This window comes from Olleya sp. KJ81-1, from assembly GCF_055808135.1.
In genome coordinates this window covers 2,293,260-2,315,333 of the sequence record NZ_CM147854.1, presented here as the reverse complement: position 1 = coordinate 2,315,333, position 22,074 = coordinate 2,293,260, and the positions used below count along the sequence as shown (strand labels likewise).

At 31.4% G+C, this 22,074-nt stretch carries 19 protein-coding genes; 10 read left to right on the top strand and 9 right to left on the bottom strand.

The window, feature by feature from the left end:
* The first annotated feature begins 63 nt into the window (after nt 1-63).
* Together AC0L3M_RS10985 and AC0L3M_RS10980 are read left to right on the top strand one after the other, a co-directional pair.
* On the top strand, nt 64-282 hold the full coding sequence (locus tag AC0L3M_RS10985) for a PLD nuclease N-terminal domain-containing protein (protein WP_099568598.1): 219 nt from the start codon (nt 64-66) through the stop codon (nt 280-282).
* A gap of 35 nt (nt 283-317) precedes the next feature.
* Nucleotides 318-890, top strand: coding sequence for a hypothetical protein (locus AC0L3M_RS10980; RefSeq protein WP_099568599.1), 573 nt, complete (start codon nt 318-320; stop codon nt 888-890).
* An 84-nt stretch (nt 891-974) separates the two neighbouring features.
* Here AC0L3M_RS10980 and AC0L3M_RS10975 read toward each other — a convergent pair whose 3' ends face one another.
* Together AC0L3M_RS10975 and AC0L3M_RS10970 are read right to left on the bottom strand one after the other, a co-directional pair.
* Nucleotides 975-3,065, bottom strand: coding sequence for a S46 family peptidase (locus AC0L3M_RS10975; protein WP_473430769.1), 2,091 nt, complete (start codon nt 3,063-3,065; stop codon nt 975-977).
* A 79-nt stretch (nt 3,066-3,144) separates the two neighbouring features.
* Complete coding sequence (locus tag AC0L3M_RS10970; RefSeq protein WP_473430768.1) at nt 3,145-4,032, bottom strand: thioredoxin family protein; 888 nt, start codon at nt 4,030-4,032, stop codon at nt 3,145-3,147.
* A 183-nt stretch (nt 4,033-4,215) separates the two neighbouring features.
* On the opposite strand from AC0L3M_RS10970, the gene AC0L3M_RS10965 reads away from it, so the two are divergent.
* From AC0L3M_RS10965 to AC0L3M_RS10950, 4 genes are read left to right on the top strand one after another with little or no spacing between them, the layout of a single operon-like run.
* A complete protein-coding gene (locus AC0L3M_RS10965) occupies nt 4,216-5,187 on the top strand; it encodes a sensor histidine kinase (protein WP_028282317.1) in 972 nt (323 codons plus the stop codon).
* The gene (locus AC0L3M_RS10960) at nt 5,184-5,876 is read left to right on the top strand and encodes a LytR/AlgR family response regulator transcription factor (RefSeq protein ID WP_473430767.1); all 693 of its coding nucleotides are present in this window, start codon (nt 5,184-5,186) and stop codon (nt 5,874-5,876) included. The genes AC0L3M_RS10965 and AC0L3M_RS10960 overlap by 4 nt, the downstream gene beginning before the upstream one ends.
* Before the next feature lie 56 nt (nt 5,877-5,932).
* Nucleotides 5,933-6,517, top strand: a complete 585-nt coding sequence (locus tag AC0L3M_RS10955) for a hypothetical protein (RefSeq protein WP_473430766.1) — start codon at nt 5,933-5,935, stop codon at nt 6,515-6,517.
* Complete coding sequence (locus tag AC0L3M_RS10950) at nt 6,517-7,296, top strand: nitrilase family protein (RefSeq protein WP_473430765.1); 780 nt, start codon at nt 6,517-6,519, stop codon at nt 7,294-7,296. The genes AC0L3M_RS10955 and AC0L3M_RS10950 overlap by 1 nt, the downstream gene beginning before the upstream one ends.
* Here AC0L3M_RS10950 and AC0L3M_RS10945 read toward each other — a convergent pair.
* The 3 genes from AC0L3M_RS10945 to AC0L3M_RS10935 form a co-directional block, all read right to left on the bottom strand.
* Nucleotides 7,283-8,347, bottom strand: coding sequence for a hypothetical protein (locus tag AC0L3M_RS10945; protein ID WP_473430764.1), 1,065 nt, complete (start codon nt 8,345-8,347; stop codon nt 7,283-7,285). The genes AC0L3M_RS10950 and AC0L3M_RS10945 overlap by 14 nt on opposite strands.
* The gene (locus AC0L3M_RS10940) at nt 8,344-8,865 is read right to left on the bottom strand and encodes an Ig-like domain-containing domain (RefSeq protein ID WP_473430763.1); all 522 of its coding nucleotides are present in this window, start codon (nt 8,863-8,865) and stop codon (nt 8,344-8,346) included. The genes AC0L3M_RS10945 and AC0L3M_RS10940 overlap by 4 nt, the downstream gene beginning before the upstream one ends.
* Nucleotides 8,866-8,952: 87 nt before the next feature.
* Nucleotides 8,953-9,183: a ComF family protein gene (locus AC0L3M_RS10935; protein WP_473430762.1), complete on the bottom strand. Its 231-nt coding sequence runs from the start codon at nt 9,181-9,183 to the stop codon at nt 8,953-8,955.
* A 603-nt stretch (nt 9,184-9,786) separates the two neighbouring features.
* Between AC0L3M_RS10935 and AC0L3M_RS10930 the strand changes: the two genes are divergently transcribed.
* From AC0L3M_RS10930 to AC0L3M_RS10915, 4 genes are all read left to right on the top strand, one after another.
* Nucleotides 9,787-10,695, top strand: coding sequence for a hypothetical protein (locus AC0L3M_RS10930; RefSeq protein ID WP_473430761.1), 909 nt, complete (start codon nt 9,787-9,789; stop codon nt 10,693-10,695).
* A 332-nt stretch (nt 10,696-11,027) separates the two neighbouring features.
* Nucleotides 11,028-11,768 (top strand): hypothetical protein, encoded by a 741-nt coding sequence (locus AC0L3M_RS10925; protein ID WP_473430760.1) that lies wholly within the window; start codon nt 11,028-11,030, stop codon nt 11,766-11,768.
* Between the two features lie 116 nt (nt 11,769-11,884).
* The gene (locus AC0L3M_RS10920; RefSeq protein ID WP_473430759.1) at nt 11,885-12,442 is read left to right on the top strand and encodes a class I SAM-dependent methyltransferase; all 558 of its coding nucleotides are present in this window, start codon (nt 11,885-11,887) and stop codon (nt 12,440-12,442) included.
* A gap of 48 nt (nt 12,443-12,490) precedes the next feature.
* Nucleotides 12,491-14,032: a glycine--tRNA ligase gene (locus AC0L3M_RS10915; RefSeq protein ID WP_473430758.1), complete on the top strand. Its 1,542-nt coding sequence runs from the start codon at nt 12,491-12,493 to the stop codon at nt 14,030-14,032.
* Nucleotides 14,033-14,121: 89 nt separating this feature from the next.
* Here the strand turns inward: AC0L3M_RS10915 and AC0L3M_RS10910 are convergent, their stop codons facing one another.
* The 4 genes from AC0L3M_RS10910 to AC0L3M_RS10895 all read right to left on the bottom strand — a co-directional run bounded on the left by AC0L3M_RS10910 (nt 14,122) and on the right by AC0L3M_RS10895 (nt 21,972).
* Entirely contained in the window at nt 14,122-16,092 is a 1,971-nt protein-coding gene (locus AC0L3M_RS10910; RefSeq protein WP_473432501.1) for a heavy metal translocating P-type ATPase, read from the bottom strand.
* A 22-nt stretch (nt 16,093-16,114) separates the two neighbouring features.
* Entirely contained in the window at nt 16,115-17,260 is a 1,146-nt protein-coding gene (locus tag AC0L3M_RS10905) for an efflux RND transporter periplasmic adaptor subunit (protein WP_473430757.1), read from the bottom strand.
* Nucleotides 17,261-17,264: 4 nt separating this feature from the next.
* A complete protein-coding gene (locus AC0L3M_RS10900; protein ID WP_473430756.1) occupies nt 17,265-21,578 on the bottom strand; it encodes a CusA/CzcA family heavy metal efflux RND transporter in 4,314 nt (1,437 codons plus the stop codon).
* Between the two features lie 67 nt (nt 21,579-21,645).
* Nucleotides 21,646-21,972 carry a hypothetical protein gene (locus AC0L3M_RS10895; protein ID WP_473430755.1) on the bottom strand — a complete coding sequence of 109 codons (327 nt, stop codon included), beginning with the start codon at nt 21,970-21,972 and terminating at the stop codon, nt 21,646-21,648.
* Between the last annotated feature and the right edge of the window lie 102 nt (nt 21,973-22,074).

Sequence of the window (22,074 nt, the reverse complement as noted above, 5' to 3'; positions counted from 1 at the left end):
ATTTATCTTGTTTATTAGTTGTGAAATTTTTTTATCTTTAAAAATCTATAAAGCCTAAATATTATGACCATAGTAAATCCAATAATTTTAATTATTTGTGCATTACTTGCACTAATCCTAATTTTAACTAGTTTAATATTTATATTTAAGAACGAACAAAAACCGTTATTTAAACTTTTATGGACTCTGTTTGTGATTTTTGTGCCAATATTTGGTTCAATTATATATATTATTAAATACTTTGTTGAAAATAAAGGGATGAATCATACTTATGCAACATAACGCATAAAAGACGTTTTGCATATTATTAATGACCTATGAGAATTAAATACGTACTATTTTTTGTAGTGTTAGTAATGTTAGGATGTGGCACTAGCAATACAGTTACAAAAACATCTAAGCCCACAACTTATTATAAATGTTTAGATACTATTGAAGCTAAAGCTAAAATGAAATTTTACAGTATGACTATTCCTGATAGTTGGTGTACTTATGTAGGGTCTCATGATGTTGTATCTCATGCTCCTAATAACTTAAAAGACTTGAGAGAAAATGAATTTAAAAATGGGATATATGTTATGTCTCCAAATTCAGAGTCATTCAAAAGTAAAAATATAGAAGAGGCATTAGAGCGTCATTTTTTAAGTGTTAAAAATGCTTCGTTTTTAACGCCAAAGGTTAGGTCACAAGTGCATCCAATTTATGGAAAATATTATATTGTTACATCAAAAAGTATTACAGATGGTTTTAAAGTAATTAGATTGTCAACCTTATTTAATCATAACAACAAAGATTATTTAATCAATTATTCTGTTATTGAAAAAGATGTCGATGCTTATATTGAAGACGCTATGTCAATTATTGAGACCTTTAAAATTATAGAGCAATAAGACCATTAAGGATTTTACAAGCATAAAAAAAGCCTGTCAATGTATACGTTACACGACAGGCTTTTTTTGTAATTATTTAGCAGACTATTTTTTCTTAGGATGTACTAATTTCATTTCGTCAATTAAATGTGTTGCTCCAGCATATTTGTCTACAATAAAAAGGACGTAGCGTAAGTCAACCATAATGTTTCGGCAGATTTCAGGATCATAATTCATGTCACTCATTGTGCCTTCCCAAACGCGATCAAAATTAAGACCAACTAGGTTTCCGTAGGCATCAATTGCTGGACTACCAGAGTTTCCTCCTGTAGTGTGGTTAGTTCCTAAAAAGCAAACTGGTACTTTTCCGTTACTATCTGCATATTGACCAAAATCTTTGTTTTTATGTAATTCTAATAATTTTTCTGGGACATCAAACTCGTAATCACCAGGTACATATTTTTCTATTACACCATCCAAATAACTTACAGGGTTATAATACACAGCATCTCTTGGAGAATACCCTCTAACCTGACCATAAGTTACACGAAGTGTACTGTTGGCATCCGGAAAGTAGCGTGCATTAGGTAACGCTTCCATTAAAGCAGTCATGTATTTAGTTTGTAACGTGGTAATAGGTTGGTTTTTTTCTTGGTAGGCTTTGTCAATAGTATTGTAAAACTCAGTAATCATTGGTTTTGCATATTGGTATGCAACGTCCTTATTTAGCTTTTTTAATACCTCTTTAGCGTTACCTTCTAACAGTTTTAAAGCTTGATCTAAATTAGTAAAAGCGGTTTTGTCATAGATAGATGTTTGTACATTTTTATTATAAAAAGGCATCACATTATTAAATACACCTTTGTCTACATCTGCATCATAATTTTTATGAATACCTTGCAATGTTCCAACTAAACGTGCTTTTGCTTTTTCAAAATTTTCTGGGTCAGCTTTTATAGCTTCTTCCATTTGATAGGCTCTAAAGGTCATTTGCATTAACTCGTTGGTAACCAAAAAGACTTCAACAAAATTTCTGCGTTTAATATTAATTGGACCAAAATCTTTGTAAAGGTTATCAAACTCAGGAAGGATGTTTCCATATTTATCTTCTAGATTTTTTTCTTTTAAAGCTTTGGTAAAAGTAGCTTCAAAAGCACGTCTTTTAGCAACAGCATCACTTTTTTTGATTCCTAAATTTTCTCCAATCCATTTTTTCCAAGCGTTTGCAATACGTGCTTGTTTAGATGCGTATTTAATACGTACAGCATCGCTTTCTTTCATTTTAGCGTCAATGACTTTTAAAGCAGCTTCACGAATAGCAATATTTGTAGGGTTAAATTCTTCTGTAATGTGTTGTATTGCTACAGCAGGAAGATATTCGCTAGTTGTACCAGGAAAACCAAATACCATTGTAAAGTCACCTTCTTCAACGCCATCTAAAGAGACTGGTAAAAAATGCTTTGGCTTGTATGGTTTGTTGTCTTTACTGTATTTTGCAGGTCTGTTGTTAGCGTCTGCATAAATCCTGAACATTGAGAAATCTCCTGTATGTCTAGGAAAAACCCAGTTGTCTGTATCGCTTCCAAATTTACCAATGCTTGTTGGAGGAGCACCAACTAATCTGATGTCTTCAAAACGCTCTGTAACAAACAGGAAGTATTGGTTTCCTTCGTAAAATGATTTTACTTTAGTGTCTTGCCAAGCTTCTTTAGCAACCGTTTTTTGGTAAGTATTACTATTTCTATCTATTAATGATTGTTTTTCTTTTTCAGTCATACTGTCTGTAATTCCAGCCAATACTTGTGATGTTACATCTTCAATTCTAACAATAAACTCGATGTATAAACCTTCGTTTGGCAATTCTTCGTTCAAAGACATTGCCCAAAAACCATCTTTTAAATAATCGTTTTCTAAAGACGAATGTGATTGTATTTGACCAAAACCACAGTGATGGTTGGTTAAAATCAAACCTTTATCGCTAATAACTTCGCTGGTACAACCACCATTAAAATGTCCTATGGCATCTTTTAAGCTAGAGTTGTTTACGTCGTAAATATCTTTAGCAGTAAGTTTACTACCAAGATTAGTCATTTCGGTCTCATTCATACCTTCTAATAACGAAGGAATCCACATACCACCTTGTTGTGCGGACACTTGGATGGTAATAAACAGTAAAAGGAATTTTAAAAATTTCATGTTTTTTTGATTTTATATGCCATCAAAGATAAAAAACCAACAAATAATAAATTGTTAAAATAGATTAAATAGTAAGCATTTATTGCTTGTTTGCTTGATTGATTTTTTGAATCATTTCCAAAGCATTTTTATCCTCTGGCTGCAACGCTAATACTTTATTGTAATTAATTAAGGCTTCAGTATAATTATTGGTCATAAAAAAAGCTTCGCCTAAACTATCATACACGTTTGATTTATATGGAAAAATTAAAGTGTTTAATTTAAAAGTATATAACGCTTTATCAAATGCTTTTGCACGCAAATACACGTAGCCTAAAGTATTTAACTCACGACTACCTTTAACAAACTCTGATAGTTGAGCGACTAATTTTGTTTCCTCTGTATTTAGTTGCTCTATTGTTTTAGTGGATAGTAAATATTGGATATAATCTGCAGCAATGTAATTAAAACTATAAGGTTGGTTGGTTACAATTTTTTCAATATCACGTTCTAGGGTTTCTATTGGATGCTCTACAATGCGGTTAATTTCTTTACCATCTTTATAAAAAATAAAAGTAGGCACACGATGGATGTCGTATCCTTTTTCTTCTCCATTTGGTCCTTGTTTGTAGTGCTCTTTTTGATTGTCTAAAGCGACAACTTCTAGATTATAATTTGCTGTTTCTAATACTTTGTAAAAACGCGGGACTTCTTTTTTGCTATCACCACACCACGTACCTAAAAATACTTTGATAGTATAATCTTTTAACGATTCAGAGAAAGTTTCTACCAGTTTATCATTAACAATATAATGGTCATGGTTTGTATCAAACCACGCTTTGTAAGTGTCTTTTTGGAGTCCTTCTTTGTTAATTACACCTAATAATTTGGGTTTTCCGTCAGGATCAATAACCTCTTGGTTTGTGGTTTGTGCAAATGCAGTTGCATAACTAATAATAAAAATAAAAAGGGTGACTAATGATTTCATAATGTATTGGTTTTTTGATTTACTCAAACCTATTTATTATATTTTTTAATAAATAAAAATGTTAACCAACTGCGTACTTAAGATTACAAACAGCAATTATTTATGCAGTTTGCATTGCTTTTATTGGCTTTTGTACTTTGTTTTTTGATGGTTTTAGGTTTTTAGATTACTTTCAGACTTGTTATGACAGATTTAAAAAAACACACGTCACAAATTTTAGTGCACCTCTTGGGATGGATGCTATTTATATTTGTATCGCTATATATATTTTCTAGATATTATTGGGCTGAAAACCCTTTTTTGCAGTATTTATCTATACTTGCAGTAATTGTATATATTAATCATTTTATACTCTTGCCATTTTTTGTAAAACGAAAATGGTATATTTTTTATGGGTTGTTATTTATGACAATTTCATTTTTAGCCACACAAGTCTATTGTAATGTTTTTGCACAGTGTGGTTGCTCTATAATGAAATGCTTAAGTGATTATTTATGGCAAACCTTGGTGCCATTAATATTTTTCTCGTTTATATGGATGTTGTTTCGTTTTTTGGACGAACAAAAGCAAAAAGAAGACCTGATAAAACAACATACTGAAATGGAGTTGAAGTTTTTGAAATCGCAAATTAATCCACACGTATTGTTTAATAATTTAAATACGATTTATTCTTATTCTATTGAAAAACCTACCGAAACTCCAGAACTTATTTTGATGCTGTCAGATAATTTAAAACACGTGTTGTATGATAGTAATGCGCAGTATGTTGATTTAGATAAAGAACTACAGTTTTTAGATAATTATATTAAGTTTCAAAAAATTAGAACCGAAGGTGTAAAGCAAATTAACTATACGACAAGTATCACATCTAATTATTTAAAAATAGGTCCATTATTGTTAATTACCATTATTGAAAACGCTTTTAAACATAGTGTGTTAAATAGTGTTATTTCTATTGAAATTATTGAGGAAAACAACCTTTTAAAATGTACTTGTATCAACGATTTTGAAAATAAAATTACGGATACTACACAATTTAAAATAGGGTTAATAAATTTAGAAAAACGGTTACAATTATTATATCCAGAAAAGCACCAATTAGTAATAGAAAACTCTGATAAGTTTAAAGTTGTTTTAACACTACATTTAGTATGACTTGTATAATTATAGAAGACGAATTGCCTGCACAAAATTTGCTTAAAAATTATTTAAGTAAAATTCCCGAGTTACAATTGCTAGCTACTTTTCAGGTAGCAATGGATGCCAATAATTACTTTAAAACTAACATTGTAGATTTGGTGTTTTTAGATGTTAATTTACCTGATATTTCAGGATTAGATTTTATAAAAACGGTAAAAAATCCACCAGCAATTATTATGACTACTGCTTATCCAGAATATGCAGTTAGCAGTTTTGAGTTGGATACCATTGTAGATTATTTGGTTAAACCCTTTGGTTTTGATCGATTTTTAAAGGCTGTAAATAAGGCTGAAGACCGATTTGTAAAACAAGATGTTGTTAATCCAACTGCTGAAGATTCTATTTTTTTAAATGTGGATAAATCACTTCATAAAATAATTTTAAAAGATATTTTGTTTTTAGAATCTGATAGAAACTATATTACTATTACCACAAAAACACAAAAACTATCCTTTATAGATTCACTTAAAAACTGGATCGAAAAACTACCTAGTACTCAGTTTGTTCAAATCCATAAATCATTTATTATAAACACTAAAAGTGTGACTAAAATTTCAGGGAATGAAATCTTTATAACAACCCACAGATTGCCTATTGGAAGAACTTATAAAGGTGAGTTACTTAAAAAGTTAAGAATACTTTAAACTAGATTATTTTGTAGGAAATTCTCCTTACTTTTACTTTCTAATTTATAATTAAAATGAAGACAATAAAAATGCTTTTAATACTACTAATTATAGTAGTATCTCATACACTAACTGCTCAAGAAGTGACTTTTGATAATCAATCTTATGTGGTAAAAAACAAAGTTATTAGCTTAAATGGTAAAGATGTTTCTGAAACATTAACTGAATCTCAAAAAATAGAAATTTATAATTTGGCAGACACCAAGAAAGCCGAAATTAAAGCTTCAGAAGAAGCAGTTAAAGCAGCAGATAAGGAAAAACGTCAACAAGAAAAGCAAGCTAAAGCTGAAGCAAGAGAAGTTAAGGCACAAGAAAGAGAGCGTAAAGCTGCTGAAAAGGAACGTAAAAGATCTGAGAAAGCTAGAAAAAAATCGGAGAAAGCGCGTCAAAAAATAGAAAAGGCTAATGCTAAAATAGAAAAAGCAGAAAGCAACTTGGAAAAAGCTAATGCTAAATTAGAAAAAGAAACTAAAAAATATCAAAAGCTTGAAGCTAAAGGAAAGCTGTCTCCAAATGACATTGATAAATGGGAAGGTAAACTTGAAAAGTTAAGATCAAATATTACTAAGGCAGAACAAAAACTGAATAAATTAAAGTAGTGGACACTGTATTAAATATTGCAATTATTCAGTCTGATTTGGTTTGGGAAAATCCTGAACAAAACAGACTGAATTTTTCAGAAAAAATAAATGCAATATCTGATACTGTAGATTTAATTGTTTTACCAGAAATGTTTACTTCTGGATTTACTATGTTTCCGCAATTTGTTGCAGAAGCTATGGATGGTAAAACCATACAATGGATGCAGTCCTTAGCAAAAGCAAAAAATGCAGCAATAGTTGGTAGTTTGGTTATAAAAGAGCATGATAATTACTATAACAGACTAGTTTTTGTGCATCCTAATGGTCTCACTGACACATATAATAAGCGACATACGTTTACGTTAGCAGGAGAAGATAAAGTGTATAAAAAAGGCAATCAAAAACTTATTATTAACTATAAAGGTTTTAAAATTAGACCTTTAATTTGTTATGATTTACGCTTTCCTGTTTGGTCCAGAATCTCTGAGGATTACGACGTGCTTTTATACGTGGCTAATTGGCCTAAAAAAAGGATTAAAGCTTGGGATACTTTATTACAAGCAAGAGCTATAGAAAATATGTGTTATTGTATTGGTGTTAATAGGGTAGGATTGGATGCTAATAATTTTGAGTATCCAGGACATTCTGCTGTATATGATGCTTTAGGCGAAAAATTGGTAGATGTCAACCCAAATACCGAAGCTGTTAAGCTAGTGGCTTTAACTAAATTTCATGTAGATGCTACCAGGAAAAAACTACGTTTCTTGGACGATAAAGATGGTTTTATTTTAGAATAAATTCTTCAATTAAATCCCAACCAACTCTAACCTCAATAGGTTTTTCAGAATAGCTTACACGCTCTGGGTTTTTAGAAGTTAAATAGACTCCTGTATCATATATTTTATTTTTGTTGGAGTCAAAAATGGCTCTTATATAATACTTGTTAGGTTTAACTAAAAAGAAATCTAAGGGTTCTGGTTTGGTAATATACTTTTCGTATTTAACCTCGTTTTTGTCATCTACTAATTGCACAATCAAAGGGTAAACACCATTTTTAATATTAACACGTACGTTTCCTAAGCTAGATGCTTTAACGGTAGATAAGTTAAAGTTTAAAGTGTCATTGGTATTGTCAAAAAAGTCGGTTACAGTATTTGGTAACAATCGGACTTTGTATTTGTTGTCTTCTTTTTTATCAAATAAAACCTCTATTGTATTTTGTAATGTGTCTAACTTGGTTGTAAAAGCAACATTAGTAGAGTCTTTATCCATGATACTAATTTGATTTTTGTCAAATTTGGTAATCGGGATATTTGCCGAAATTTTTAAGGTTTCAATAAAATCTATATTGCTATTAGGTGTCGCTTTAAGTAATAACGAATCTTTTTTATTGTCCTTAATTCTAACCGTAAAGGTGTCAATTTTAGTTTTGTAGCTAACTTTAAAAACTAATGAGTCTACTTCTAGTTTAGGTTTGTAAAAGTAGTTTAAACTGTCGGTTTCTTGATCTTTATAGTAGCTTGACGTGTAGTCTGCAGGAACCTCTGACAGTAGATCAATACTCATGTTTTTGTAATCTTTACCTTCAAAGCCAAAAATAATTTTTTCGCCAGAAACTAGTTTGGGTTTTTCAGCTTTATAATTTATTTCTTCTTTAAATAATTTTAATTCATAAAAAGCAGAACTGTCTGTTGATACAGTAATAAATTCTTCTTTAAAACCAATTTTATCTGTTTTTTGGTCAAACTTATTATTGCTGTTATTGTCTTTTAAAGCAATTAGTTTGTAAGTTCCTGCTTTTAAGTTTTCCAACGTAAAATTTGTGGTACTATCTAAAGTGTTGGTCACGTATTTTGGATTTTTTTATAGACAACAGAGTCTGTGTAAGTGGAATCCTTTTCATATAAATTAACAGATATAAAAGGGTCTGTGGTACGGTTTAATGCATCCATTACTTTACCTTTTACTTTTAAAGAATCTATATAATCACCTGTAGAAAACACATATTTATAATACGTGTATGGGTTTTCTTCGTTGTTGTCTACTATACTATTACCAAAATTAAAAGCATAGGTGGTATTTGGTTTTAAAGTATCAAATATTTTAATTTTTATAAAGTCGCTAGAGCTTCCTAATGGTGTTATCTCTGGCGTGATATCCATTGGTGGCGAAATAATAAGCTGTTTAGATAGGTTTTTAATTTTAATATACTCGTCAAAATAGATTCTTATCTCTTTGCTATTAAAGTTTGTAGAGTAATTTTTAGGAAATGTTTTTGTAATTTTTGGAGGCGTAATATCTGGTTCTCCTCCACTAATATTTCCTCTATTAGCACAATTGATAAAAGAAAGCGCTATAGCGCACAAAAAACAAAAATTTAAAAGACGATTTTGCATACTAATTTAAATGAAGATACAAATTAACAACATATTATTCGTTTAACGAAAAATGCCTTAAGCTATTGCCATAGCAGCAATACTTATTTTTATGTTTTTAGCTTTATTTAATTCTATAATACACGCCTCTAAGGTGTTTCCTGTGGTAATAATGTCATCAACTAACAAGATATGCTTGTTTTGTAGTTTTTCTAGTTCTTTTACAGCAAAAGCTTCATTGTTTAATTCCCAACGTTCTAATCTAGTTTTTCGCGCTTGAGATTTTGATGGATTTGTAATCTTAATCAAAAGGTCTTCATTAAAATCCGTATTAAGTAATGTTGCAATATTTTGACCAAACTTGGAGACCTGATTATAGCCTCTTTTTTTATTTTTTTGGATGTAATGGTACAGGAATTACTACATCTATAGCTTGATATTCGTGATTAGTTTTTAGTTCTTCGCCTAGCCAATCACCTAAAAATGATCCTATAGCTTCATTTTTACCATATTTTAATTGGTGTAGTAAATGTTGTACTATTCCTTTTTTTCAAATCGTAGTAACGCGGTTGCAGATTCTATTTTTGCACGACCATAAAAGACGTTTTTAACAAAAGGGTCTTGAGTTAAATGGAAGTTTGTAGTAGGCAGATTGTGTCTACAGTTGGTACACAAAAAAGATTCGTTGTCTGTTAATGTATCCTTACAAGCATTACATACCAAAGGAAAAAACAAATTGGCTAAAGCTTTTAAACTCATGTTTACGATTAAGGATTTTGGATTAAAAAATAATTCTAAATAGATACAAAAAGCTATAATAGTCTAGTTTTTAGTGAAAAACATGTTCAAGTTATCGAAAAATTCTTACAATTCCATTAATTTATATTATTTTAGTGGTAATTATTAAAACTCATGATTATTAAACCCCAAATCTATAATCTTAAGTTAGTTATCATTGCGCTACTAACTATACTATGTGCGCTTGGTTTATATAGTTATTATAATTACAGCTCTTTAAATCAATATAAAAACTTTCTTGTAGATGAAAATGCTTTAATAGAAGCAGAGCTTAATCAATTATCAATCGATTTTAGTGCACTTAAAACGGATAACCAATTATTAAGTGATAGACTAGAGCAATCCAAGATTAAAATCATTCGTATTTTGGATTCTGTTAAGCATATAACACCAGATATTAAACTGTTAAACCATTATAAAAAACAATTGCAAGCTATAAAACTTGAAAATTCTAAAATATTAGAATTAGTTAATCAATTAAATAAAGAAAATAAAGTACTACAAGAAGAGGCACGATTAGCTGATGAAGCAATGGATAAAACGATCTTACAATCTAATTCTTTAAAGCAACAAAATAGAGCTTTGTCAAAACTTAATACTGACTATTTAAATGAAATAGATAAAGCAAAAATGATAAGTATTAGTGATATCTATGTTGAAGGTGTCAAACGTATCACTAACAGTGGCAATATTAAAACAACCACAGCTGCAAAACGTGTTAAGATGCTAAATATTTGCTACACAGTGGCTAAAAATGACATAGCTACACAAGGTAAAAAAGAATTATATTTTCAAGTGTTAGATCCTAAAAATAACGTAATTGCTTATAAAGGAGATGTTACTATTAGTGATACTTCTTTGATGTACAGTCAGCTGGATGTTATTAATTATAATAATAATAGTTTGCAGACATGTGTTTTTATTAACCTTTCTGAAAACGAAATTTTATTAAAAGGCGAGTATTATATAACCATATATCATGATAATCAATTAATTGGAAGTGCTAAGACAACTTTTAATTAGTGTAAATTATAAATATTAATCCATTTATTAAAAAACGCTAAGTGCAGAAGTGCACGAGGCGTTTTTTTGATTTTAAGAGACTTAAACAATTTTTTTACCTCTTTATCGATTTTAAATTGACACCTTAATAAATAACAATATTTTTATTTTTTAAAATAAAATTAAATCATGTTAATTTTTCCTCATACATATAACTATAGGATAATTATAGGCTCATTGATTGTTGTTTTTGTAATATTAGGATCTTACACGTTTTCTAACTATACTCAACTAGTAGATTATAAAACATACGTGTCTCAAGAAAAAAACTATTAGAAAACGAATTGTCAGATATGGTAATACGTTATGATAATATAAAGGTGGATAATGATTCACTTCGTAATAAATTACAACAGTCAAAACTTAATGTAGCGCATATTCTAGATTCTATAAAAACGTTGCAGCCAAGCGCTTCGTTATTATCATTATATCGTTCTAAGATTAATCTTTTACAAAAAGAAAATGCAGCATTTTTAAATGTTGTATCTACGCTTAAGACAGAAAACAACCGTTTAGCATCACAAACCAAAGCTGTTACACAAAACTTAAAAGTAGCAAAAAACAATACCTCAAGTTTATTTACTAAAAATAAAGGATTGGCTACTGCTAACGCTAAAATGTCGACTGCTTTAGACAAAGCTAGTCTTTTAAGCATAGCCTCTTTAGACGCAAAAGCAGTAAAACGAGTTACTAAAAAACGTATAGTAAGCACATCAAATGCTAGTAAAGCTAATAAGCTATATGTGTCATTTACGTTGGATAAAAATAAATTAGCAACAACAGGAGTAAAAGATTTATACATTCAAATTTTAAACCCCAATAATAATGTTGTTTCAGACCAAGGATCAATATCATTTGGAGAGCAGTCATTAATTTTTAGTAAAAAAATTAAAGTTGACTATAAAAACGAAGCTATTGACGTTAATACATTAATAACTACAGATTTGGATGAGCCTTTAACTAAAGGTGTCTATTTTGTAAACGTGTTTTACGATAATACAAGACTAGGAAGCACCTCTATAATGCTTAGGTAATAGTTAAACAATAATTAAATAGCACCATTGTCATTTATAATGGTTTTAATTTAGCATTTTATATCAAATAATAAAAAAGCTTATATTCGTTTATATTATCTCTAAAAACCCCTTTTTTGAACAAAATAAAATTTTTAAAAGAATCCTTAAAAAGCTTAAAAACTTCAGGTACTTTGTTTCCAAGCTCTAGATTCTTAGCGTCAAAACTATTAAAAGGGATAGATTTTAGTAAAGCTAAACTAATAGTGGAGTTTGGTCCAGGTAATGGTGTCATTACTAAAGAGATTTTAAAACGATTGCAACCAGATGCCAAGCTGATTAGCTTTGAAATTAATGAAACCTTTTACAAAGATTTATTAAAAATAGAGGATCCAAGGTTTATTGTTTCAAAACAATCTGCCGACAAAGTACAAGAGGTAATTAAGCAACATGGTTTTACAACTACAGACTATATTGTTTCCAGTTTGCCTCTAACAAACATTCCTAAGCCAATTACTCAAATTATTATGGATAGTGCCTTTAAAAGTTTAAACTCAAAAGGCTACTTTTTTCAGTTTCAGTATAGCTTAACATACTACGCAACATTAAAAGAAAAATTTAATGGCAATATTACATTAGGTTTTGAGCCATTAAACGCACCTCCAGCATTTATTTATACTTGTCAAAAAGACTAATCAATTTTTGGTTGTACACTTTTATTTATCGTTTATCTTTGTACTATTATGGCAAACAACGACGATCAATTTAAAAAAGTAATCTCTCACGCAAAGGAGTATGGTTACGTATTCCAAAGTAGTGAAATCTATGATGGACTTAGCGCAGTTTACGACTACGCTCAAAATGGAGCAGAATTAAAGAAAAACATACGTGACTATTGGTGGAAAGCAATGGTACAGATGAATGATAATATTGTTGGTATCGATGCAGCAATATTTATGCATCCAACAACCTGGAAAGCCTCAGGACACGTAGATGCTTTTAGTGATCCATTAATAGACAATAAAGATTCTAAAAAAAGATATAGAGCAGACGTTTTAGTAGAAGACTATTGTGCTAAAATTGAAGCAAAAATAGATAAAGAAGTCGCTAAAGCGGAAAAACGTTTTGGCGAAGCTTTCAACAAACAAGAATTTATTTCTACTAACCCAAGAGTTGTTGGATATCAAGAAAAAATTGATACCATCTTAAAACGTTTAGGAAAATCTTTAGAAGCTGAAGACTTAGCAGATGTTAAAGCATTAATTGAAGAATTAGACATTGCTTGTCCTTTATCAGGAAGTAGAAACTGGACAGATGTTAAGCAATTTAACCTAATGTTTGGTACCAAACTTGGTGCTACAGCAGAAACTGCAATGGATTTGTATTTACGTCCAGAAACAGCACAAGGTATTTTTGTTAACTTTTTAAATGTGCAAAAAACGGGAAGAATGAAAATTCCTTTCGGAATTGCTCAAACAGGTAAAGCGTTTAGAAATGAGATTGTTGCAAGACAATTTATCTTTAGAATGCGTGAGTTTGAACAAATGGAAATGCAATTTTTTATTAAACCAGGTACACAAAAAGAATGGTTTGATTACTGGAAAGAAACCAGATTAAAATGGCATAAATCTTTAGGTTTAGGCGAAGATAATTACCGTTTTCATGACCACGAAAAATTAGCACATTACGCAGATGCTGCAACAGATATCGAGTTTAAATTTCCGTTTGGTTTTAAAGAATTAGAAGGAATCCACTCGCGTACTGATTTTGATTTAAAACAACACGAAGAATTTTCGGGTAAAAAACTTCAGTATTTTGACCATGAAGACAACGCAAGTTATACACCATATGTTTTAGAAACGTCTATTGGTTTAGATAGAATGTTTTTAGCAGTCTTTTCAAACTCTTTAATGGACGAAACTTTAGAAGATGGCAGTGTTAGAACAGTTTTAAAACTACCAGCAGTCTTAGCTCCAGTAAAAGCAGCAGTTTTTCCTTTAGTTAAAAAAGATGGTTTACCAGAAATAGCAAAACAAATTATTGAAGATCTTAAATGGGACTTTAATGTGTTTTATGACGAAAAGGATGCTGTCGGGAAGCGTTACAGACGCCAAGACGCTAATGGTACACCATTTTGTATTACTGTAGATCATGAAACTATAGAAACTAAAACTGTAACGATAAGACATAGAGATACGATGGAGCAAAAACGTGTTGCCATCTCTGATCTTAAAGATATTATCAAAAAAGAAGTTGATGTGAAAGAGTGGTTAATGAAGATGTAATCACTATTCCCACGGAAACATAATTTTATATTAAAAAAGCCCAAACAATTTGTTTGGGCTTTTGTTTTAATATAGCAGTTTCTTAATTATTATTCTTTATAAGCCAACAAACGTAAAGCATTCAAAACAACAACTATGGTGGAGCCTTCATGAAACAAAACTGCCAATCCAATATTAGTTAATCCTAAAATTGTAACAGGAACAAGTATAGCGACAACGCCCAAACTTATAAAAATGTTTTCTTTTATAATACGTTTAGACGCTCTGCTTAATCCAATAACAAAAGGTAAGTTTTCTATTTTGTCAGACATTAAAGCGACGTCTGCGGTTTCTAAAGCCACATCGCTTCCTGCTGCTCCCATAGCAACACTTACAGTGCTTAAAGCCATTGCTGGAGCATCATTTACACCATCTCCAACCATAGCAATTTTTCCGTCTGTTGCTAATAAATCTTTAATAGCTTTTACTTTATCTTCTGGTAATAAGTTTCCTTTTGCTTCAGTTAATCCTATTTGATTTGCAATGGCATCACCCACATTTTGATGGTCTCCAGTTAGCATAATCATGCGTTTTATGCCAATTGCTTTTAGCCTTTTTAATGTGCTTTCTGCTGTTTGTCTTGGCGTATCCATAACGCTAATTATACCTATTATTTCATTTTTTAAAGCAACTAACATAACGGTATGACCATGTTGTAAAAGACCATCCATTGTTGTGATTACAGTGTCTTCAACAATAATGCCTTCATCTTTCATTAATTTTAGATTACCAATAAACACTTTGGCATGGTTGTAAGAGGCTGTTACTCCTTTTCCTTGTATGGCTTCAATATTTTTAGCAACGCCTTTAAAATGGATATTATGTAGCTTTTCAAGATCCTTCGCTATAGCTTTTGCTAGTGGATGATTACTTAAACTTTCAACCTCTAAAACAATCTGTAGAAATTCATTTTTGTCAAAATTATTTAAAGCAATTACATTGGTTAATTTTGGCTTTCCTTCGGTTAAGGTTCCCGTTTTATCAAATGCAATTGTTGTAATACTTCCTAAATCTTCTAATGCTTTTCCGCCTTTTATTAAAACGCCTTTTTGTGCTGCTCTTGCAATTCCGCTAAGGACTGCACTTGGCGTAGATATTGCCAAAGCACAAGGACTTGCTGCTACCAAAACAGTTATGGTTCTGTACAAACTTTCGCTAAACGTTTCGTCTATAATTAGGTAGGCAAAGCATAATAAAACAACCACAATAATTACTATTGGCACATACCATTTTTCAAACTTTTTGGTTAAACGTTGTGTTGGCGATTTTTGGGTTTCTACCTCACTCACCATTTTAATTAATCGCGCGACTGTAGAGTCGTGACTTAGTTTTAAAACGTGTACTTCAATGGTGCTATCTCCATTTATAGTACCTGTAAACGCAATGTGTTTTTTATCGATGTGCTTAAACTCAGGTAACTTGTCTAAAGATGGGATTGCTGTTTTGTCAACTGGCATACTTTCTCCAGTTATTGGTGCTTGATTAATGCTGCTGTTTCCCGATATAATTACACCATCTGCTGCAATTTTAGTGTTTGGTTTTACTACGATTATATCTCCAATTTTTAAATTTTCAATTGGTGTTTCAATAAGCTGATTTCCATTTTTTACCAACGCTATTTTAGGAGATAAATCACTTAACGCTTCAATGGATTTTTTAGCCTTATTCATCGCGTAATGTTCTAGTGCATGCCCTAAACTAAATAAGAAAAGGAGCAAAGCGCCTTCTGCCCAACTGCCAATGTAAGCAGCTCCAATTGCAGCAGCAATCATTAAAAAATCGATATCAAATTGGCCTTTTGGTAGTTTTGCTCCTGCTTCAAGTGTTATAAAATAACCACCAAAAAAGTAAGCAATTATATAACTTGAGAGCGATGTCCAATTTGGTAAATCCGTTAGTTTTGCTATGGTAAAACCAGTCACTAAAAAAACACCGCAAAGTATTGCAAAATACAGCTCTGTTTTTTTGCCAAAAATCAAATTATGGCTGTGGTTATGTGCGTCGTTAGTATGTTTTTCCATGTAGTGTGCTGTAAGGTTTTTGTTAATGACTGTGTCCTCCTTCGCCATTATTTAGTAGCATATTTGTGCCTTTTGTCACTATTTGTTTATCCTTTAAAACTTCAGAATTCAAAATTTCGACATAGTCTTCCGTTTGTTTTCCAAGTTCTAATTTAAACTTTTTAAAATGAAATTCATCCGTTTGTTCTTCATCTAAAATTAAAACAAAAAAATCGTTATCTACTTCAATTATGGCTTCTTTTGGCAAGCCAAATCCTTTTTTACTGTCAATAATAATATCCGCATCAACAAACATTCCAACAATAAAGTTTTCTTTGTCGTTGTCTACGTGTCCATGCACTTTTACACGTCTAGTTTGCTCGTCAATAGTGGTTCCTACCAAATGTATTTCTGCTTCAAAGGTTTTGTCCGAAGCTTCAGGGATTTTAAATAAGATTTTTTGATCTTTTTTAATTTTCATAATGTCTTTTTCAAAAACTGATAACTCTAAGTGAATATGATCAATATCTACAATTTCCATGATAACATCGCTAGGCGAAACATAGGTTCCGTTACTGATATTAACCTTTGTAACATGACCAGAAATTGGAGCATATAAATTTATAGCTGAAGAAATACGTCCTTGTTCCACGCTACTCGGATTAATATTTAGCATTTGTAATTTTTTACGAAGTCCATTATAATGTGCAAGGTTACTTTTGTAAGCGCTTTCAGCTTTTAAGTAGTTTTTTTCTGAAGTAATTTTTTCTTCAAACAATGTTTTTTGTCTGTTGTATTCAGATTTTAAGTAATTTAATTGCTCTGAAACTTCTAAGTAGTTTTGCTGAATCTCAACAAATTCCGGGTTTTCCAAGGTGACTAAAAGTTGTCCTTTTTTTACGCTATCTCCAATTAGTAAAGGTGTTTTGGTGATATAACCTCCACTAAAAGTAGAAACGCTTGATTTGTTGTGTGGTGGTACATCAATCATTCCGTTTACTTTTACGGTGTTGTTAAAATCGTATTCGTTTAATGTTCCAAAAACCATTTTTTCACCTTCAAACTGTGCTTTTGTAATGGTTATGTCGTCATTGTGTGTTTCCGTTTCAGGAACTAGTTCTGTTGTTTTTTCTGAATTTCCGCAGGCTGCTAAAACCAGTGAAAATAATAGGATATATATCTTGTTCATCTCTTTATAGTGTTAAATGATTGATGGTAATTACGGTTTGATTGTATTGATTTAATTGCTCTAAATAACTAAGCTGAATGTCTTTTGCTGTTTCTAAACTTTGGATATATTGAAAGAAATCAATTTCACCTTCTTTAAAAGTTCTGTTTGCTGTTTTTATAATTTCTTCGGAAAGGGTTTTTCCTTGCGTTTCATAATAATTAATAGCGTCTTCATACTGCTGAAGCTTGGCCAATAACGATTGATATTCTGCATTTAATTTAATTTGATAATCTTGTTTTTGTTCGGCAATAATATCTTGTGCAATTTTAGAAGCTTTAATTTTTGAACGTTGACCACCAAATAAAATTGGGATTTTAAGACCTAATTGATAGCCTTTAATATTGTCGTTTAGAGTGCTATTTGTACCTTGAAAATATTCCGCATTTAAATCAGGAAGTAAGCTTTGTTTTTCTAATTTAGTTTGTGCTTTTTGATAATTAATAGTGGCATCAAAAACGGATAATCCGACATTTTGATTAGCAGATAATTGTTCTATTTCTAGTTTTTTTAGTAATCCGTCTTCAATAGTAAGAGAATCTACTTGCACTATCTTTTTAAGCTGTTGGTTGTATAATGTCACCTCTTGCAGCGATTGTTTATAAAGTGTTTCTAATTGTTTCTGTTTGGATTGTGCGGTAATCATTTCTAGATAATTAGTTTCGCCTAACTCAAATCTACGTTTTGCTTTTTGTGCAAAATCTTTATACAAACTATCTAAATATTTATAATTTTTGGCTTTGTTTTTAGCATAACTTAACTGATAGTAATTGGCGTACACTTGTTTTTTTAATTGCTGTAATTGCAAACTGAAATTAGCTTCTTGCAAACCAACTTTAGATTCGTTTACTTTCTTTTCAGCAAAATAAACCGTTGGGAATTTAAAGTCTTGTGAGATTCCAAAAACTTTAAGAGGTTGATTGTTTATCGCTAAATTACTTTCGTCATAGTTATAATAAACACTCGTTTTATCAAACGTTAAGGCTGAACCAACTAAAGCATTGGATTGGTCAATTTTTAAGTTTTCAGCTTTTAAATTCGCATTGTTTTCAATAGCTAAAGCTAAAGTCTGTTTAATAGTTAAAGGGTTGTTTTGTGCTTGAATACTAAAAGTTAAAAACAAAATAATGATTGTAACTATTGATTTTTTCTTCATTTTTAATGCATTTTTTTCTTCAAACCAAGCGTATAAAACTGGTAAAACAACTAAGGTTAGTAAGGTTGCAGTAAACAAACCACCAATAACAACAGTTGCTAAAGGACGCTGTACTTCTGCACCAGCATTTGTAGAAATAGCCATGGGTAAAAATCCTAAAGCAGCAGCTGCTGCTGTAAGTAAAACTGGTCGTAAACGTTCTGATGTTCCTTTTTTAATACGATCGGTTATATTGCTAAAGCCTTCCGCTTTAAGCGCTTTAAAATGCTCGATTAATACAATTCCGTTTAGTACTGCAATTCCAAATAGGGCAATGAAACCAACACCTGCAGATATACTAAAAGGTAAATCTCTTAACCATAATAAAAGGATACCACCAACCGCAGATAATGGAATTGCAGAATACACAATTAGTGCTTCTTTAACCGAGTTGAATGCAAAATAAAGCAGAATAAATATTAATACTAAAGCTACAGGAACAGCCACTAATAAACGGTCTTTTGCACTTTGAAGGTTCTCAAATTGTCCGCCATACGTAATAGTGTAGCCAACAGGTAGTTTTAGTTTGCTATCAATTATTTGTTGCACGTCGTTTACTACAGATTGTAAATCTCGGTTTCTAACGTTAATACCAACCACAATGCGACGTTTGGTGTCGTCTCTAGATATTTGTGCTGGACCAGTTGTATAGTTGATTTCTGCTAATTCGCTAAGCGGAATTTTGTTTCCGTTTGGTGTGTCTACATATAAGTTTTGAAGACTTTCAATGTTTTTCCTGTTATTTTCTTGAAGTCTAAGGACTAAGTCAAAACGTTTTTCACCTTCAAAAACACTTCCTGCTGTTTTACCAGCAAATCCCATTGAGATCACATCGTTTAAGTCGGAAATATTAAGTCCGTAACGCGCTATTTTGCTTCGGTTAAATTTCACACTCATTTGTGGTAAGCCTTCTACTTTTTCTACTGAAATATCTGCAGCACCTTCTACATTTTCAATTAGTCTTTTAATTTCATCTGCTTTATTAGCCAAAACGGTTAAATTTTCTCCAAAAATTTTAATAGCTACATCAGCACGAACACCTGTAACTAGCTCGTTAAATCGCATTTCTATAGGCTGCGTAAATTCTACTTCCATTCCTGGAATTACGGTTAAGGCTTCTTTAAATTTATCGGCTAATTCATCTTTGCTTTTTGCAGAGGTCCACTCTTTTTTAGGTTTTAGTTTAATAATCACGTCACTTTCTTCCATAGACATTGGGTCAGTTGGGACTTCGGCAGCTCCAATACGTGTGACTACTTGGTCTACTTCTGGGAAGTTTTTTAATAGAATCTGTTCAATTCTTGTTGTAATTTCTATCGTTTTTCCAAGCGAAGTTCCTGTTTTTAAAACAGGTTGAATAACAAAATCACCTTCGTCTAAAGTGGGTACAAATTCGCCACCCATTTTACTAAAAACCCAAACACTTGAGGCTAATAAAAAAGTAGATAATACAACTACTATTCTTTTGTTAGACAAAGCCCAATTAATAATAGGTTGGTAGCCTTTATTTAGAGATTTCATTAGTCTAACTGAAATGTTTTTTGCGGACTGTTTACTAGGTTTTAAAAATAAGGAAGACACGACGGGAACATACGTTAAACACAAAATCATGGCGCCAATTAATGCAAAGCTAAACGTCATTGCCATAGGTTTAAACATTTTGCCTTCAATACCACTTAAAGACAAGATTGGAATAAACACGATTAAGATTATTAATTGCCCAAAAATGGCAGAATTCATCATTTTTGAGGCGCTTTTTAGTGTTATTTGGTCAATTTCGGCTTGTTTTTCGTTTTTATTTATTTCTGAAAGATGCGACGCTTTAGACATAATTTGAAACGCAATAAACTCGACAATAATAACTGCACCATCAATGATAATTCCAAAATCTATTGCACCTAAACTCATTAAGTTGGCATCGACACCAAATTGACGCATTAATATTATTGCGAACAATAAACTTAGCGGTATAACCGAAGCAACTACTAAGCCTGAACGCCAATTACCAAGTAGTAAAACCACCACAAAAATGACAATTAATGATCCTAGAATTAAGTTTTCGGCAACGGTAAATGTTGTTTTTCCAATCAGTTCGCTTCGTTCTAAAAAGCCATTTATATAAACGCCTTCTGGTAATATACTTTGTATAGATGCGACACGCTCCTTAACAGTGTCAATAACTTCTTTAGAGTTACCATCTTTAAGCATCATGATTTGGCCTAATACTTTTTCGCCTTCACCATTTCCTGTGATGGCTCCAAAGCGTGTTGCACTTCCAAAACCAACATTAGCAACATCTTTAATGTAAATTGGTGCGCCATCATTTTTAACGACTATGTTTTTAATGTCTTCTAAAGAGCTTACTAAACCTTCACCACGAATAAAAAAAGCTTGGTCATTTTTTTCGATATAACCACCACCAGACACACTATTGTTTTTTTCTAATGCCTCGTAAATTTCTGCAATAGAAATATTCATTGCTGTTAATTTGTTTGGGTTGATAGCAACTTCGTATTGCTTTAAAAATCCGCCCCAAGTATTTACTTCAACCACTCCAGGAATTCCTGATAATTGACGTTTGACAATCCAATCTTGAATGGTACGTAAATTGGTTGTAGTGTATTTGTTTTCGTACCCAGATTTTACATCTAAAATGTATTGGTAAATTTCGCCCAAACCAGTCGTTATTGGTCCCATTTCTGGAGCGCCAAAACCTTCTGGTATTTTCTCGGAAGCCGATTTTATTTTTTCAGCAATAAGCTGTCTTGGTAAAAAGGTTCCCATGTCATCATTAAAAACGATGGTTACTACGGATAATCCAAATTTTGAAACCGAACGAATCTCTTCAACGCCAGGTAAATTAGCCATTTCTAGCTCCACAGGATAAGTTATAAATTGCTCCACATCTTGCGTAGATAAATTACGTGATGTGGTAATAACTTGTACTTGGTTATTGGTAATGTCTGGCACTGCGCCAATGGGTATTTTGGTTAATGAGAAAATACCAAAACCTATAATAAAGGCTGTAAAAAGGAAAATTATCAGCTTGTTTTTTAAGCTGAATTTTATGATGTTTTCTAACATAATTCATAAAAATTAAGAAATAATAAAATGCCTATTTTAAGTAAATAGGATTAAGATCTAAATTGAATTATGAAGCTCTGGGTGGCTGAAAAATAGAAGTTTTAACAGCGTCTGTTACTGTTTCGTTGTAATGAAAGTTAAAAGGGATTTCAATAAACTCTTGGTAGTTAATCTCGAAGTTGTTTGCAATACCTATAAAAGAGGTATTAATATGTGTACACATATGATGGCTATCCTTAAACGGAAGGTCTTTATGTTCCTTATGCTCGTTATCATGCGTATCTCTAGCGTCTCCATAATGTTCTGCTAAAAACTCAAAAAACGTATCACCATACATTTCTTGATGGAATTCGGCATGCTCTAGCAACGCACTAAACTTGGAAATATCTTCCAAGTTTATGTTGAAACTCTGCACGAGAATCAAAAGTGAATAGGTGATGGCTAGAATTTTGCTCATAATAACAATCAAATTTACAAAATTAGATGTGTCTTATGG

What these genes read in the sequence shown, in the direction of transcription:
- AC0L3M_RS10985 (WP_099568598.1), top strand. Translation starts at nt 64, where the DNA reads ATGACCATAGTAAATCCAATAATTTTAATTATTTGTGCATTACTTGCA.
- AC0L3M_RS10980 (WP_099568599.1), top strand. Translation starts at nt 318, where the DNA reads ATGAGAATTAAATACGTACTATTTTTTGTAGTGTTAGTAATGTTAGGA.
- AC0L3M_RS10975 (WP_473430769.1), bottom strand. Translation starts at nt 3,065, where the DNA reads ATGAAATTTTTAAAATTCCTTTTACTGTTTATTACCATCCAAGTGTCC.
- AC0L3M_RS10970 (WP_473430768.1), bottom strand. Translation starts at nt 4,032, where the DNA reads ATGAAATCATTAGTCACCCTTTTTATTTTTATTATTAGTTATGCAACT.
- AC0L3M_RS10965 (WP_028282317.1), top strand. Translation starts at nt 4,216, where the DNA reads ATGACAGATTTAAAAAAACACACGTCACAAATTTTAGTGCACCTCTTG.
- AC0L3M_RS10960 (WP_473430767.1), top strand. Translation starts at nt 5,184, where the DNA reads ATGACTTGTATAATTATAGAAGACGAATTGCCTGCACAAAATTTGCTT.
- AC0L3M_RS10955 (WP_473430766.1), top strand. Translation starts at nt 5,933, where the DNA reads ATGAAGACAATAAAAATGCTTTTAATACTACTAATTATAGTAGTATCT.
- AC0L3M_RS10930 (WP_473430761.1), top strand. Translation starts at nt 9,787, where the DNA reads ATGATTATTAAACCCCAAATCTATAATCTTAAGTTAGTTATCATTGCG.
- AC0L3M_RS10925 (WP_473430760.1), top strand. Translation starts at nt 11,028, where the DNA reads ATGGTAATACGTTATGATAATATAAAGGTGGATAATGATTCACTTCGT.
- AC0L3M_RS10915 (WP_473430758.1), top strand. Translation starts at nt 12,491, where the DNA reads ATGGCAAACAACGACGATCAATTTAAAAAAGTAATCTCTCACGCAAAG.
- AC0L3M_RS10910 (WP_473432501.1), bottom strand. Translation starts at nt 16,092, where the DNA reads ATGGAAAAACATACTAACGACGCACATAACCACAGCCATAATTTGATT.
- AC0L3M_RS10905 (WP_473430757.1), bottom strand. Translation starts at nt 17,260, where the DNA reads ATGAACAAGATATATATCCTATTATTTTCACTGGTTTTAGCAGCCTGC.
- AC0L3M_RS10900 (WP_473430756.1), bottom strand. Translation starts at nt 21,578, where the DNA reads ATGTTAGAAAACATCATAAAATTCAGCTTAAAAAACAAGCTGATAATT.